The following is a 15356-nucleotide window of genomic DNA, read 5'->3' as shown; positions in this document are numbered from 1 at the left end:
GGGGGGGTAGTAAAACCGCCCCTATTTTTTAATATTGACACCTCCCCATTTATTCAGGAAGGCTTTAGCATATAAGGGTGACTGATTATTTCTATCCCTTACGCTCCCTAAGAGAGGGTCACTGGTTTAAGCTCATTTGCGGAGCTAGTTTCCAAGACCTCCCTGCCGTTCGGAATCTGACATTGGCTTATACTTTAGCTGGGGCTGACTGTATCGACGTTGCCGCTGACCCGGCGGTAATTGCTGCGGCACAAGAAGGTCTGAAGGCCGCTGCTGACCTAGCTAGTGCGGCGCGTGTGCGAGGCTACTGTGCAGAGAACTTACCGTGGTTGATGGTCAGTTTGAATGATGGGGAAGATCCTCACTTTCGGAAGGCGGAATTTAACTCAACCGAGTGTCCGACAGAATGCCCGCGACCTTGTGAAAGTATTTGTCCAGCTGATGCGATCGCTTTGTCTGGAGTTATAGACCAACGTTGCTATGGCTGCGGACGGTGTATTCCCGTATGCCCAAGTAAAATAATTTATACTCGTTCTTATGTAACAGCACCGGAAGCGATCGCTTCGTCAGTCTTGCCAAGCGGGGTTGATGCCTTAGAAATTCATACACAAATCGGTAGAGTAGATGATTTTAAACGGTTATGGAGAGCGATCGCGCCTTGGTTGAATAAGCTCAAGCTCATAGCAATTAGTTGCCCAGATGGGGATGGTATAATTGATTACCTCTGGACTCTTTACGGCCTGATAGCTCCCCTGCCCATTCCTCTCATCTGGCAAACCGATGGGCGACCGATGAGTGGCGATATCGGTGATGGCACAACTAGAGCTGCTGTGAAGTTAGGGCAAAAAGTTCTATCTGCGGGATTACCAGGATATGTGCAGTTAGCAGGAGGCACGAACAGCTACACTGTTGCCAAACTCAGGGCAATGGGACTGCTCAACAACCGTCAGGAGCCAAAAGAAATTGTGGATTTAGCTGAAAGCTTGGTAGAGGCAAGTTTATCAGACATAGCCGTGGAAAGCCAAATATCACAGAAAAACCAGGCACCACAAACTCGAAAATCTCTCCATCATTCCTCAGTCCTGAATCCTGAGTCCTCCTATATTGCAGGTATTGCATACGGTAGCTACGCCCGCGTTTTGTTGTCACCCGTTCTAGACGAATTGGAAAAAATGAATATGAAAGACGTATCGGGGAAGGCATCGGCATCAAGTCAGACATTTATGCCGAGACGACTGGAAGAAAATCCAGATTTACTTTGGCACGCAGTTAGTCTCGCTGAATCACTGGTTTCTCAAGTTAAGAGTCATTAGTCATTAGTTTGTTGCTAAAGACTAAGGGCTAACAACTGTTATTTCTATCGCCAGTTGTGGATAAAAAAGTCACTTTAGGAAGAATGCAGATTACAGACGATCTCCAGAAATTATTGGACGTATTACCAAGTGAGATTCGGCAACCTTTAGAACTGCATCCTGACAAGGATAGGTTAGTTGAGGTTGTCATGGATTTGGGGCGATTACCGGAAGCTCGGTTTGCTACCCAGGCAGAGTACCTTTCCCAAACGCCAGTTTCCAGGGAACAGCTGAATTATTGTATAGAACGGGTGGGACATTTTGGCGGTGATAACCGGGCAGGACTAGAACGTACCCTGCATCGAATTAGCGCCATCCGCAACCGTACTGGCGAAATAATCGGTCTTACCTTGAGGGTGGGTCGAGCCGTCTTTGGCACCATTGGCATGATTCGCGACTTAGTAGAAACAGGTCAGTCAATTCTGATGCTCGGTCGTCCAGGTGTCGGCAAAACCACCGCACTGCGGGAAATTGCCAGAGTTTTAGCCGATGAGTTACAAAAACGAGTTGTAATCATCGACACCTCTAACGAAATCGCTGGGGATGGTGACGTTCCCCATCCAGCCATTGGTCGCGCCCGTCGGATGCAAGTCGCCCGTCCAGAACTCCAGCACCAAGTGATGATTGAGGCAGTGGAAAACCATATGCCAGAAGTGATCGTCATTGATGAAATTGGTACGGAACTCGAAGCAATGGCTGCTCGTACTATCGCTGAGCGGGGCGTTCAGTTGGTGGGTACGGCACACGGGAACCGGATTGAAAATCTGATCAAAAACCCCACCCTATCCGATTTAGTTGGGGGCATTCAGGCGGTAACGCTGGGAGATGAAGAAGCTAGGCGGCGGGGCAGCCAGAAGACTGTTTTGGAGCGCAAAGCGCCGCCGACCTTTGAAATTGCCGTGGAAATGCTGGAAAGGCAGCGCTGGGTAGTACACGACCAGGTAGCGGATATGGTTGATAACTTGTTGCGGGGGCGACAGCCAAATCCACAAGTTAGGACAATCACTGACGCTGGGGAAGTGACAATTACCCGCGAGTTACCCCAAGCACCAACACCAATGCGATCGCCTAGTACCGGAGGCGGATATGCTGCTTCCTTGGATAGTCCGGGACGACCGACTGGCTGGCGCACTTCTGGGCAGATGATGCCATTACCCAGTCAACCTAGATCGCTGCGGGGTCAGGATTTGCGGGTAACGAGTACGGCACTAAACTCGCCGCGTACTCTACCTTTTGGAAGCTCATCTGGGATACGGGACGTTACCAACGCAGGGGATCTTTCAGAACTAGCGCCAAGATCGCTGAGCAATGACTTTGAGCAGATGCTGGATCAATCTTGGCATCAGTCAGAATTGCTCTCAGATGGTTCCTTTGCCGGGCCGAATGGGGAAGATTTGCCGTTGCAGGTTTATCCTTATGGCATCAGCAGCCAACAACTAGACCAAGTGATTCGGGTACTGAATTTGCCTGTGGTGTTGACGAAGGATATGGATAGTGCGGATGCAGTTTTGGCATTGCGATCGCATGTAAAAAACCATTCCAAATTACGGCATATTGCCAAAGCTCGTCATGTTCCCATCCATGCAATTAAGGCAAACACTGTATCTCAGATTACCCGCGCCTTGCGGCGTCTGCTAGATATGGATGACCCCAGCAACCCCGACGTTGCCGAACTCAGTTTATTTACTACCACGGGTAACGAGGACGAGATTGAGGCTCTGGAAGAAGCCAGACTTGCAGTTGAGCAAATTGTCATCCCAAAGGGACAGCCAGTGGAACTTTTACCGCGTTCTGCCAAAGTGCGGAAAATGCAACACGAACTGGTGGAACACTACCGCCTCAAATCTGACAGTTTTGGGGAAGAACCTAACCGGAGGCTGCGGATTTACCCAGCATAGGGAAGGCTTTCATGCGGTTCTCTAAGAAAAAGGCAAAAGAGAAAGACTTTTGCCTTTTTCTTTTGTTGGTTAGTTCTGCGCGACTAAAAATCCCACAAATGCCTTGAGAGTGTTGGGTAACGTTTCCTTCAAGCCCAACGCCCCAAGAGCGCTCAAAACAAGCAGCACAACCGTTGCTCTTCAACCTATTCAGCTTTCACGAGGGACATTTTTTGAAAAATTTTGAAAAAGTTGTTGACAATTCCCTGGTAGGAACTGCTAATATATATGAGGTGAAATCAATGGGGTGTCGCCAAGTGGTAAGGCATCTGGTTTTGGTCCAGACATTCCGAGGTTCGAATCCTTGCACCCCAGTTAAAGCTAAAAAATAAGATAGAGACGCGATTAGTCGCGTCTCTATCTGTTTTGCGGGGGCAATGTGTGCCAAAATCTTACGGTTGATTTTGGCTAGGGGAATAATGTCTGCGATCGCTCCAACTATTCTGGCTTTAGACTTCGACGGTGTGCTTTGCGACGGGTTGCTTGAGTATTTTCAGACAGCTTGGCGCACCTACTGTCAAATCTGGACACCTGAGAATGCAACGCCTCCAGAGAATTTGGCGGAAAATTTTTACCTGCGGCGACCTGTGATAGAGGTCGGCTGGGAAATGCCAGTGGCGATCCGGGCGCTAATCTTGGGCATACCAGAAGAGAAGATGTTGCAGGACTGGTCAACCGTTGCCAGAACAATCCTGGCAGAAGATAATTTAGATGCTGCTGACATCGCCATGAAGCTTGATAATATCCGGGATGAGTGGATTGCTTCAAATTTAGAATCTTGGCTGGCTTTGCATCGCTTCTATCCTGGTGTGGTGGAGAAATTAAACTCGCTTCAAGGCACTCCCGTCCAAATTTACATTGTGACCACCAAAGAAGGGCGCTTTGTTCGCCAACTGTTGCAACAACAAGGCATCGATCTACCAGAGCAGTTTATTCTTGGTAAAGAAAATCGCCGTCCCAAGTACGAAATTCTACGGGAACTAATTAGCGATCGCACGATTAGCCTTTGGTTTGTGGAAGACCGCTTAAAAACTTTGCAAGTCGTACAACAGCAACCAGACCTTAATGATATCGGGCTGTATTTAGCAGACTGGGGTTATAATACGCCGCAACAGCGAGAGGCTGTGCGCCACCACGAACGAATTAAACTATTATCCCTTTCACAGTTTGCACAAGATTTCTCCGCTTGGTCTTAACAGAGAACCGAGAGACGCGATATATCGCGTCTCCATATCGTATTGGGGACATAAAGAAAAGTATTTTTAATATTTTAGAAAATAAAAACACTGTAGTGGTAGATATATGTATCTAATATCACCCGAATGGGTGAGCTAAGTGGGCGAAGTGCGATCGCTGCTCGAAATACTTAAATATGGATACATTCGATACAAACACACAGAGTATGGCTACCATCAACGGAACTAACGGTAATGACCCCGCCTTAAACGGAACTAATGGCGATGACATCATAAACGGACTAGCAGGTAATGACTTTCTCTTTGGCGGGTTGGGTGATGACATCCTCAATGGTGGAACAGGTAGCGATCGCATGGAGGGTGGCGCGGGTAGCGATACCTACATTGTTGACAACGTAGGCGACGTAATTGATGAAAAAGGCCCTAATGATAGTGATAGCTTCGACACAGTAGAATCGAGCATTACTTGGGTACTAGGTAACAACTTAGAGAAGCTGGTTCTTACTGGTAATAGTGCAATTAATGGTACAGGTAACGATCTAAGCAACCAAATATACGGAAATTCTGCCAGCAACTCTCTATTTGGTGGCTTTGGCGATGACCTTCTCGATGGGGGTGCGGGTGCCGATCGCATGGAAGGTGGCGCGGGTAGCGATACCTATATTGTTGACAACATAGGCGACCAGATTATCGAGCAGTTTAGCAATCCTTCTAATCAATATGATTCAGACATAGTTGAATCGAGCATTACTTGGACACTGGGTGCGGGCCTGGAAAGGCTATATCTTACAGGGAATGCGGCGATAAATGGCACAGGTAATGGTCTCGCCAACGGACTTGGCGGCAACAATGCCAACAACACGCTAATTGGTGGCGCTGGGGATGACAGACTTGGGGGAGGCGGCGGCAGCGATATCCTTGATGGTGGTGCTGACAACGACACCTATTACATCACCGATAACAACGACACAATTATCGAAGCTGCCGACGGTGGCATAGACACGGTTGAAAGTTCCGTCAGTTATACGCTGGGTGCCAATATAGAAACACTTTATCTGATAGAGAATGCGGCGATAAATGGCACGGGTAACGCTCTCAATAATGGCATGTACGGCAATCAAGCCAGCAACACTTTGAATGGTGGTGATGGGGATGACTGGTTTGAGGGACTAGGCGGTAACGATATCCTCATCGGTGGAAATGGTAATGATACTTATATGATCAACAAGGACGATGGCGATGCCAACGACACCGTGATAGAAGCCGTAAATGGTGGTACGGACTTGGTTTTTTCTAGTGCCTCTTGGACGCTAGGTGCCAACGTGGAAAACCTTCGTCTCTATGCCTTGAGTAGTGCCGATTTCATGTATGGCATAGGTAACGAACTGGACAACAGAATAGAGGGAAGTTACAGCCATGACACTCTTAAAGGAAAAGCGGGTAATGACATCCTGACAAGTGGTGATGGAAACGACACCTTGGTTGGCGGTGGTGGCAGCGACGTACTTACAGGTGGTACTGGGGCCGATAAATTTTACTTCTATGGCAAGTCAAGCGCTGTAGATCGGATTACGGATTTTTCAGTAGTAGACGACACGATTGGCATTGCTACTCGTTCTGGCTCAATGTTTGCCAACGCGGGGTTAACAGTTGGTGCGGCAATTACAGCTTCGCAGTTCCGCATCGGTGCTAGTGCAGGTGATGGAGGCGATCGCTTTATCTATAACAGCACAACTGGCGGTTTGTTCTTTGACAAAGACGGTATCGGTGGAACTGCACAAGTGCAATTTGCCACCCTCACTACTGGACTGGCTATGACCAACGCAGATATCGTTGTTTTCGCCTAAGCAAAATCACTCAACCTAAGCAACTAGAGGTTACAAGAATATGGCGCTAATCAACGGTACGAATGGTAATGACCCCAACTTACTCGGAACTAACGGCTATGACACTATAAACGGACTAGCTGGCAATGATAGTTTATTCGGTTTAGATGGCAACGACATTCTCGATGGGGGTGCGGGTGCCGATCGCATGGAGGGTGGCGCAGGTAGCGATCTGTATATCGTCGATAACGTCAACGATGTCATTGTCGAGGTAGTAAATGGTGGCTTTGACTACTTTGACAAGGTTGAATCAAGCGTCACTTGGACACTGGGTGCCAATTTAGAGCAACTCACTCTCACAGGTAATGGTGCGATTAATGGCACAGGAAACGCTCTAAACAACTCCATCTACGGCAATGATAGCAACAACATTTTATCAGGTGGTGATGGTAATGACTTTCTATATGGTGCAGGCGGCAGCGATACCCTCTACGGAGGCTATGGTGCTGATACATACTTTGTTGATAATCCGGGCGATCGCATTGTTGAGATTAACGATCCTAATCACTATACTTACGACATAGTTTACTCTTCCGCCTCTTGGACGTTAGGTGACAACCTAGAGGAGCTGATACTTTCAGGTTTTGACAGGATTGATGGCACGGCTAATGCTCTTAACAACACCATCACTGGAAGCGATCTCGTCAACGTTCTATCTGGAGGCGCTGGCGATGACATCCTTAGAGGGGGCGAAGGCGACGATCTCCTCAAGGGTGAAGTTGGTAACGACACTTACTACATCCCCCGCGAGAACGGTAGCCATCAATTCGATACCATCATTGAGGACGCAAATGCTGGTACAGACATCGTTTACTCTTCCGGCACTTATACGCTGGGGGCAAACCTAGAAAACCTGACTATGTTAGGCGATTTAGTTACTGCTCTCGATGGTAGGGGTAACGAACTCAACAACATTATTACCGGGGCGAACTATAACACTAATACCCTGAGAGGCAAAGCTGGGCATGACACCTTAATGGGCGGTCGTGTAAACGACACCTTGGTGGGTGGAGCTGGAAGGGACGTACTTACAGGCGGTAGTGGTGCCGATAAGTTTTACTTTCATGGCAAGTCACGCGCTGTGGACCGGATTACGGATTTTTCAGTAGTAGACGACACGATTGGCATTGCTACTCGTTCTGGCTCAATGTTTGCCAACGCGGGGTTAACAGTTGGCGCGGCAATTACAGCTTCGCAGTTCCGCATCGGTGCTAGCGCTGGTGATGCAGGCGATCGCTTTATCTATAACAGCACAACTGGCGGTTTGTTCTTTGACAAAGATGGTATCGGTGGAACTGCACAAGTGCAATTCGCAACTGTGTCTACTGGACTGGCGATGACCAACGCTGATATCGTCGTCGCATAAACACTATAAATTTCCCTAACAAGGTACAAGAATATGGCAATAATCAACGGAACTAATGGCAACGACCCCTCCTTAAACGGAACTAATGGCAATGATGAGATTAACGGATTAGCAGGTAATGACATCCTACGCGGTCTAGATGGCGGCGACACTCTCGATGGGGGTACGGGTAGCGATCGCATGGAGGGTGGCGCGGGTAACGATCTGTATATCGTTGATAACGTCAATGATGTCGTTGTCGAAGCAGTAAATGCTGGCTTTGACGGCGTTCAATCAAGCGTTACTTGGACGCTGGGCGCCAACGTGGAAAATTTAACTCTCACAGGTAATGCCAACATCAATGGCACCGGTAATGCTAGCAACAACATTATCATCGGGAATGCAGGCAACAACATTCTCAATGGTGGCGATGGCGATGACACCCTGTTTGGTGGAGGCGGCAACGATATCCTCAACGGTGGCGCAGGTAACGATACTTATCGAATCGATCCCGCTTCCACTGACACCATCAACGAAGGCTTGAATGCTGGCATCGATACAGTTATAGTTACTCCAGGTTCGCCGGGAAGTTACACGCTGGGTACCAATTTGGAAAAACTAATCCTCCTAACTGGCACCACTGGGGCGGGTAACAACCTCAACAACACTATCACTGGGAACGATGGCAACAATTACCTGTATGGCAGGGGTGGGAACGACATCCTGAATGGCATGATGGGTAACGACATTTTAGTCGGTGGTGGTGGTAGCGACATCCTGATGGGTCGTACTGGCAATGACACCCTCAAAGGCGGTCGCGGTGCAGATCGCTTTGACTTCATCGATCCATCGGTGGAAGGTGTGGATAGAATTGTTGATTTCTCGGTAGCACAAGACACTATTGGCATTTCTGCTGCTAGTGCTTACTTCCAAGGTGCAGGACTAACGGCAAATGCAGCAATTACCGCCGATCAGTTCCGCATTGGTGCAAGTGCTGGGGACGCAAGCGATCGCTTTATCTATAACAGCACAACTGGCGGTTTGTTCTTTGATAGAGATGGTATCGGTGCAACTGCACAAGTGCAATTCGCAACTGTGTCTACTGGACTGGCTATGACCAACGCTGATGTTTTCGTCTTTGCATAACAATAAATTCAATCTGAGCATCTTGATGCTTCATCAATTAAGCTAATAGCTGATAGGCAAAAAGCTGGTAGCTTAACTATGCTGGACTTAACGAAACTCGCGCGGCAAATGCAGGGCATTAGTCAGCACCTAACTTCAGAGGCGGCTGCTAGTCGCCAACGCTTGGAACGCGCCCAGCAATTTTTTATCCTAGCTAAAACGCAACAGGCAGAACTGGTGCAGCGTCAAGAAAAGTGGCGCGATCGCATAACTTTTAACGCGGCTACACCAGTCGAACCCCTTTCTACCTGCATCGATTTACCAATTCCCCCAGCGTGTCACACCGTCATCGCTACAGACGGTTCCCAAATTGCCCCAAATCACCACGAAATCGCCTACTGTTATTTGATTAACGTCGGTCGGGTGATGCTACATTATGGGCAAAGTTTACACCCACTTTTAGATAGTCTGCCAGAAGTTTTTTACCAACCTGAAGATTTGTACGTTTCTCGTCAGTGGGGAATTCGCACTGAGGAATGGATGGGTTATCGACGCACCGCTTCCGAAACGTCGGTCTTAGCAGAACTAGCTTGCAATTGGGTAAATCAGAGAGAGGTAGACAAGGGAAAAAAAATGTTGTCCGCCTTGTCCCCAGTCCCCAATCCCCAATCCCCAGTCCCTACTTTAGCGATGGTGGATGGTTCGCTGATTTACTGGTTTCTGGAACAATTACCGGGGGAAGCACGCGATCGCATTCTGCCTCCAATTTTAGAAGCTTGGGATGCTCTGCGCGAGGCTGGAATTCCCATAATGGGCTACTTGAGTGCTTCTCGCAGCAGTGACTCGCTTAACTTCCTGCGTTTACCAGCTTGTCCTCACCCAGTCCCCGACTGCATGACTCATTGTCCTGGTCAAACCGATCGCGCACCTTGCCAAGTTTTTGACCCTTTGCGCGATACTTTCCTTTGGGCTTCCCAACTTCAGCCAGGACAACGCAGTACCTTGTGGCGTAGTTCTGCGCGAATTCTCGACTTGTATGGGGAACACCAAATTTACTTCTGCTATGTCCACGTGGGAACAGAAATCGCCCGCGTAGAGGTTCCCGCTTGGGTAGCCGAAAATCCAGAGAAGCTTGACTCTGCTTTAAGTTTAATGCTAGCTCAGGTACAGAAAGGTTATGGCTATCCAGTGGCGCTAGCAGAGGCGCACAATCAGGCTGTTGTCCGCGGAGGCGATCGCGCTCGTTTTTTTGCCCTCCTGGAACAACAAATGATTAAAGCTGGTTTGAGAAATGTCGGAACTTCCTACAAGGAAGCTAGAAAGCGCGGAAGTATTGCCTAAGCCTGGTTAAGCTAAAAAATGTAAGATATCAAATCGTAGGGGCGAAGCGTTCGTTTTAAAAAATATCGAAGCTAAGCGAAAAATTATTGCCGCGAATCCTTCGCCCTAAGTAGCTTAGCTACTAAGAAAAATTAAATTGTTCTAGTCTTTAGAATCATCCTCTAATGTTTCAATTAATAAATTCATTTGCTGCTGTCGCTCTTGTAAAAAAGTTTCGCATTGCCGCAAATATTCAACAGCGCTATTAAATTCATTAAAAACCTCGGCTAAATCAAGTTTACCAGCTTCAATTTGCCTAATTAAAGCTTCAACTTTGGCAACTGTAGCTTCGTAGTTCCAGTCTGGCGGTAGTTGGGCATTGGATCGCTTATTTCTTGAGCCGTCGCTGGTGCTGGTGGATTTGCTCATAAGAAATACAAGTATAAATTTACAAACTACTCTTTTGTATCTATAATTTCACTAATTTTGACTTTTATTTGTCCTTTATTCAACTGAATTTGTAGTTCCTGTCCCAGTTCTAACCCATCAGTAGAACGAGCGATCGCGCCATCTTGTTGCCTTACGACGGCGTAGCCTCTGGCAAGGACGCTTTGCGGATCGAGAGTGGTTAGTTTTTGCCGCAACATCTGGGTGTGCTGGCTTGCGTGTTGGAGATGCTGTGTTGTCACCTGCACCAGTTGTTGACGCTTCCAGGCGATTCCTTGCTTTTCTTGCCGAATTTGCCGATCTATTGGCAAACGCTGCAACGAGTTTTTGAGTCGTTGCAGTTGGGAAAGGCTGGTTTGCAACTGTTCATTCACAGCCTCATTCAACGCTTCAATGCGTTCTCGGTGTTCGGCGTAAAGAGTCGCGAGTTCTGGAACCGCTTGTTCAGCGGCGGCTGTGGGAGTATGAGCATAGGCATCAGCAACCAAGTCAGCCAAAGATTCATCTCTCTGATGACCAATTCCAGTGAGTACAGGGATAGAACAATTAGCGATCGCTTTCACTACTCGTTCATCATTAAAGCAAGTCAACTCCTCCACCGCACCACCACCACGAGACAAAATTAGCACCTCGGCGCGACCATCTCGTTCCACCCGCTCAATCGCTGCCAAAATAGATAGTGGTGCTTGTTCGCCCTGTACTAATGCTGGTGAAAATAAGACGTGTAAACCTGGATAACGTTGCTTGAGTGTGCGTTGAATGTCACCCCAGGCGGCCGCTTGCGGTGAGGTGACAACAGCGATAGTTTGAGGATGGGTAGGAAGCGATCGCTTGCGTTCTGGATCAAACAACCCTTCTGCCTCCAGCCGATTTCGCAGCTGCCGATAACGCAACGCCTGCAACCCTTCTCCCGCAGGTAATGCTTGCCAAACAATTAGTTGATATTGTCCTCGCTGTGGATAAACTCGAATACTACCTAAAATAATCAACTGCTCCCCCTGAACTGGCAGTTGCATTAATTTGTTTAGCTGGCTTTTCCATACCACACAACTAATTGTCGCCTTAGCGTCCGGGTCTTGGAGCGTGAAGAATAGCCCGCTGGGATACTTGGATGCACTTGAGACTTCCCCAGTCACCCAGACTTGCCGCAACTGCTCATCTGGCTCTAAGAGCTGCTGTATGTAGGATGTTAACCCAGCCACCGACACAGCTGTATCTGGAACCAGCTGGTTAGGAATATAGTGGTTCATCGCTTGAAGAAAGAAAAATATAGAAATTGTAGCCCTCGTGGATGCAGAAGATGCCTTAAATCACTTGCTGTCATGCTAATTATGTCTCTAGGGTAGCGAGATTGAGATGAATCAGGAACTTTTGGCTAAATTTGTTAGAACTTCAGCATTTGCACCCAAACTTGGTGACTTGAGATGTACTACCCGATGCTTGAGTTCTATTCTCTCCAAGCATCAGGCGTTTTTTGTTCAATTTATCCCTCAGCTTTCGGTTGACAGTAGAACATTTGAACTACAATATAGGTTCATATCTCTAGCTTGGTCAGGATACACCAGTATCCAGGGTATAGCAGGAGGAAAGGGCGATGGCGCTCTAATTTGCCACCAAAAGTGGTAGAATAAAAATAGCTGGAAGTTAAATTTTGTAGCTGTTTTGGGCATTTTTCAGCTTTGGTGATGAACCTAAATGGGGCAATGCCATCGGTGGAAAAACCTACTCACTCAAGAACCCAAAAAAAGGGTAAAACCTGAGTGAAAAGCTCAAACAAGCATTCATTATGTATCGTAAAAAGGCGGTGGATATCATCGTATCTGCCTGTGGAGGCTGTAGAGGCGCAAAAGCTTGTTTGCTTTGAAGTCAACAGCCATTGAAACAGGAAGCTCCAGTCCGTGAGGCGGAGCAGCCCGCACAAAAGCTACTATTGCTAAGTGCAAAAGTAAAATCACCACTCCTGATTCTGTTCTTGAGGCATTAATGGCTATCCAAATCACGAACAATCCCGACAAGGAAAAAGCCCTGAGCCTGGTGCTAAACCAAATTGAGCGTAGCTTTGGCAAGGGAGCAATCATGCGCTTGGGCGATGCAACTCGCATGAGGGTAGAGACGATCCCCAGCGGTGCGCTGACCCTGGACTTAGCCTTGGGCGGCGGCTTGCCGAAGGGGCGGGTGATTGAAATCTATGGCCCGGAAAGTTCTGGTAAAACAACTGTCGCTCTGCACGCGATCGCGGAAGTCCAAAGATCGGGTGGTGTCGCTGCCTTTGTCGATGCCGAACACGCTCTTGACCCCGCTTATGCCGCCGTACTGGGCGTTGATATTGAAAATCTCCTAGTTTCCCAACCTGATAATGGCGAATCTGCCCTAGAAATCGTCGATCAGTTGGTTCGTTCTGCTGCCGTTGACATTGTGGTTGTTGACTCTGTTGCTGCCTTAGTGCCTCGCGCTGAAATTGAAGGCGAAATGGGCGACTCTCACATGGGCTTACAAGCACGCTTGATGAGCCAAGCCCTGCGTAAAATCACTGGGAACATTGGTAAATCCGGCTGCACGGTAGTTTTCCTCAACCAGCTGCGGCAAAAGATTGGCGTTACCTACGGCAACCCAGAAACCACCACTGGAGGCAATGCTCTGAAGTTCTACGCTTCAGTGCGTCTGGATATTCGGCGGATTCAAACCCTGAAAAAAGGCAATGAAGAATTCGGTATCCGTGCCAAAGTCAAAATTGCCAAAAATAAAGTTGCCCCTCCTTTCCGCATCGCGGAATTTGACATTATCTTTGGCAAGGGCATTTCGACACTAGGCTGTTTGGTTGACCTCGCCGAACAAACTGGAGTGATTACCCGTAAGGGAGCTTGGTACAGCTACAACGGTGAGAACATCGCCCAAGGTCGGGATAACAGCATTAAGTACCTGGAAGAGAACTCTGAACTTATTAAAGACATTGAGCAGAAAGTGCGTCAAAAACTTGAAATGGGAGCTGTGGTTGCAGCAAATACCGTCTCACGAGTTGACGCTGAGGACGTGGATGTAGACGATGAAATGCTAGAGGAAGATTAAGAACTTTTCGGAAGTAAATCATCCTCTGAATACAGTGAGATTAAGAATGATTTTAGGTTGGGTAGAGCGCAAGCGTTACCCAACTTTTTCTTGATTATCTTGAGCAAGGTGCCTCAACGCAATCTAATGATATAAAAAACCCGTTTTCTCAAAGAAAACGGGTTTTTTAACATAAAATCTAAAATTCATAGCGACTATTTCTGAGTACCAGCATCTGAAATTCGCCTACTGAAAAAGCGGTCTAGAATTTCTGACTGTTGTGTGGGGCTTAACTGAGGCTCGATAGCAGAAGCTATTAGCTCATCATTGATATCTGATGATTTCAGGAAGATGGAAGTATCTCCGGGATGATTAGTTTGCTTATCTCTAGATTTTATAGAAGATGTAGGTGCCTCTGCATCTTCTGGGGTGTCAGATGCTTCTGCCTTGGAGATAGCGTTGAGTTCCGCTATTAAGTATGGAGGGACATTGCCCAGCATAACGGTGTTGCTGCCGAAAAAGAAGGAAAAAGCAAGACTTCCGAGACGGACGCGATCGCCATCTTTGAGAAGAATTCGCTGATAAACTGGTTCCCCATTGACAAAAGTACCATTTGTACTGTTTAGGTCAACCAAATAAAAACCATCGTCTTCAATATATTGAATAACTGCGTGTTGACGAGACAACCGCCGATCAGCAATTGGCATAGCAACCTGGCGCGACCTTCCCAACGTCCAGACCCCCTGCGGCTGAAACAACATCTGGGTTTTAGCGTCCACTAAGTTTGTAACCAGATACACTTGCCGATCTTGCACGACACCTTGGATATACCGAGGTGCAAGCCCGTTTACAAATTTGTTGCCCGTATTTTCCAGCTTGAGGATCTCATCTAGTAAACCATGATGATGCTCGTAGAGCTTAAGGAATACCTGATACAGACCCAAGCGTTGTTCTAGTTCCATGTATGCGATGAACTCAATTTTAGGTAAGGCTTCTGCTGGTACGACCATAACCAGTCAGCAGGAAGTTTAGAATTGCTAGTTCTGAAGTCACGCTGGTTTAGTTAATTAAAGTAGATTACACCCCACAGAAATGATAAAATGCTTGACTACCCCCTCTTCTAGCTTAGATCGCCTTACTCTTTAGAGGAATCCGCAGGATTACGGGAACTGTTTTTCTTTATTACTTACGTTCAGCTTTTTGCTCTAAGCGAAACAGCCAAACCATCAGGGCAACAACGCCAATTTGTAGCCCCAAGTTAGGAATGGCTGAGGCGATTTCCCTTCCTGCTGCTAATTGGGCGAAGAAAACAACCGCGCCAATGAAGCCAGATGCACCGCACGCCACGTAAACAAATTGCCTCAAACCCCGGTAGGGAGAGGCTGCTTCAGCTTTCAGGCGCTTATATAGTTCAGGATCAACTCGCTGATTGTTTCTGCTATTACTATTACGATTTTTTAAATTTGGTGCCATCAGTCTCGATACCCCCATATCTAAGTCTATCTTTACACGATGGCACCGAACATTGGGATAAAAGCTTATTGTCAGAAATGATTCTCCATCAGTTATAATAAAAAGCTGGCAGTGCCGGTGTAGCTCAGCGGTAGAGTAGCTGATTCGTAATCAGTTGGTCGTGAGTTCAAATCTCACCATCGGCTTTAAAAAACCTCTGAACCCTAGAAAAATACAGGGTTTCAGATAGT

General features: G+C 47.5%; 12 protein-coding genes and 2 tRNA genes. 10 read left to right on the top strand and 4 right to left on the bottom strand.

Annotated elements, in window-relative coordinates; all coding sequences use genetic code 11:
• The first annotated feature begins 77 nt into the window (after positions 1-77).
• The 8 genes from H6F63_RS09485 to H6F63_RS09450 all read left to right on the top strand — a co-directional run bounded on the left by H6F63_RS09485 (position 78) and on the right by H6F63_RS09450 (position 10182).
• Positions 78-1313, top strand: a complete 1236-nt coding sequence (locus H6F63_RS09485; protein WP_190636805.1) for an LdpA C-terminal domain-containing domain — start codon at positions 78-80, stop codon at positions 1311-1313.
• 83 nt (positions 1314-1396) lie between these two features.
• Positions 1397-3250 (top strand): R3H domain-containing nucleic acid-binding protein, encoded by a 1854-nt coding sequence (locus tag H6F63_RS09480; RefSeq protein ID WP_190636909.1) that lies wholly within the window; start codon positions 1397-1399, stop codon positions 3248-3250.
• 282 nt (positions 3251-3532) lie between these two features.
• Positions 3533-3604, top strand: a tRNA-Gln gene (locus H6F63_RS09475).
• A 104-nt stretch (positions 3605-3708) separates the two neighbouring features.
• Complete coding sequence (locus H6F63_RS09470) at positions 3709-4485, top strand: HAD family hydrolase (protein ID WP_190636907.1); 777 nt, start codon at positions 3709-3711, stop codon at positions 4483-4485.
• Between the two features lie 206 nt (positions 4486-4691).
• Positions 4692-6332: a calcium-binding protein gene (locus H6F63_RS09465; protein WP_190636803.1), complete on the top strand. Its 1641-nt coding sequence runs from the start codon at positions 4692-4694 to the stop codon at positions 6330-6332.
• A gap of 40 nt (positions 6333-6372) precedes the next feature.
• Positions 6373-7737, top strand: a complete 1365-nt coding sequence (locus H6F63_RS09460; RefSeq protein ID WP_190636801.1) for a calcium-binding protein — start codon at positions 6373-6375, stop codon at positions 7735-7737.
• A 33-nt stretch (positions 7738-7770) separates the two neighbouring features.
• Positions 7771-8862 (top strand): calcium-binding protein, encoded by a 1092-nt coding sequence (locus tag H6F63_RS09455; RefSeq protein ID WP_190636798.1) that lies wholly within the window; start codon positions 7771-7773, stop codon positions 8860-8862.
• 78 nt (positions 8863-8940) lie between these two features.
• A complete protein-coding gene (locus tag H6F63_RS09450) occupies positions 8941-10182 on the top strand; it encodes a DNA double-strand break repair nuclease NurA (protein WP_190636796.1) in 1242 nt (413 codons plus the stop codon).
• 141 nt (positions 10183-10323) lie between these two features.
• On the opposite strand, the gene xseB is transcribed toward H6F63_RS09450, so the two are convergent.
• Positions 10324-10590 carry an exodeoxyribonuclease VII small subunit gene (gene xseB / locus H6F63_RS09445; RefSeq protein WP_190636794.1) on the bottom strand — a complete coding sequence of 89 codons (267 nt, stop codon included), beginning with the start codon at positions 10588-10590 and terminating at the stop codon, positions 10324-10326.
• Between the two features lie 26 nt (positions 10591-10616).
• A complete protein-coding gene (gene xseA, locus H6F63_RS09440) occupies positions 10617-11858 on the bottom strand; it encodes an exodeoxyribonuclease VII large subunit (RefSeq protein ID WP_190636792.1) in 1242 nt (413 codons plus the stop codon).
• A gap of 733 nt (positions 11859-12591) precedes the next feature.
• Here xseA and recA point away from each other — a divergent pair.
• Positions 12592-13674 carry a recombinase RecA gene (gene recA, locus H6F63_RS09435; protein WP_190444201.1) on the top strand — a complete coding sequence of 361 codons (1083 nt, stop codon included), beginning with the start codon at positions 12592-12594 and terminating at the stop codon, positions 13672-13674.
• Between the two features lie 194 nt (positions 13675-13868).
• Here the strand turns inward: recA and H6F63_RS09430 are convergent, their stop codons facing one another.
• Positions 13869-14663 (bottom strand): FHA domain-containing protein, encoded by a 795-nt coding sequence (locus H6F63_RS09430; protein ID WP_199297901.1) that lies wholly within the window; start codon positions 14661-14663, stop codon positions 13869-13871.
• A 172-nt stretch (positions 14664-14835) separates the two neighbouring features.
• Entirely contained in the window at positions 14836-15126 is a 291-nt protein-coding gene (locus tag H6F63_RS09425) for a DUF3493 domain-containing protein (RefSeq protein ID WP_190444200.1), read from the bottom strand.
• A 113-nt stretch (positions 15127-15239) separates the two neighbouring features.
• On the opposite strand from H6F63_RS09425, the gene H6F63_RS09420 reads away from it, so the two are divergent.
• Positions 15240-15311: transfer RNA gene (locus tag H6F63_RS09420), tRNA-Thr, on the top strand.
• The last annotated feature ends 45 nt before the right edge of the window (positions 15312-15356 follow it).

Origin of the sequence: Trichocoleus sp. FACHB-40 (assembly GCF_014695915.1) — a bacterium.
GTDB lineage: Bacteria > Cyanobacteriota > Cyanobacteriia > Cyanobacteriales > FACHB-T130 > Funiculus > Funiculus sociatus.
Note: the sequence above shows the minus strand (reverse complement) of the source record. Positions and strands in the feature narration are given on the sequence as shown.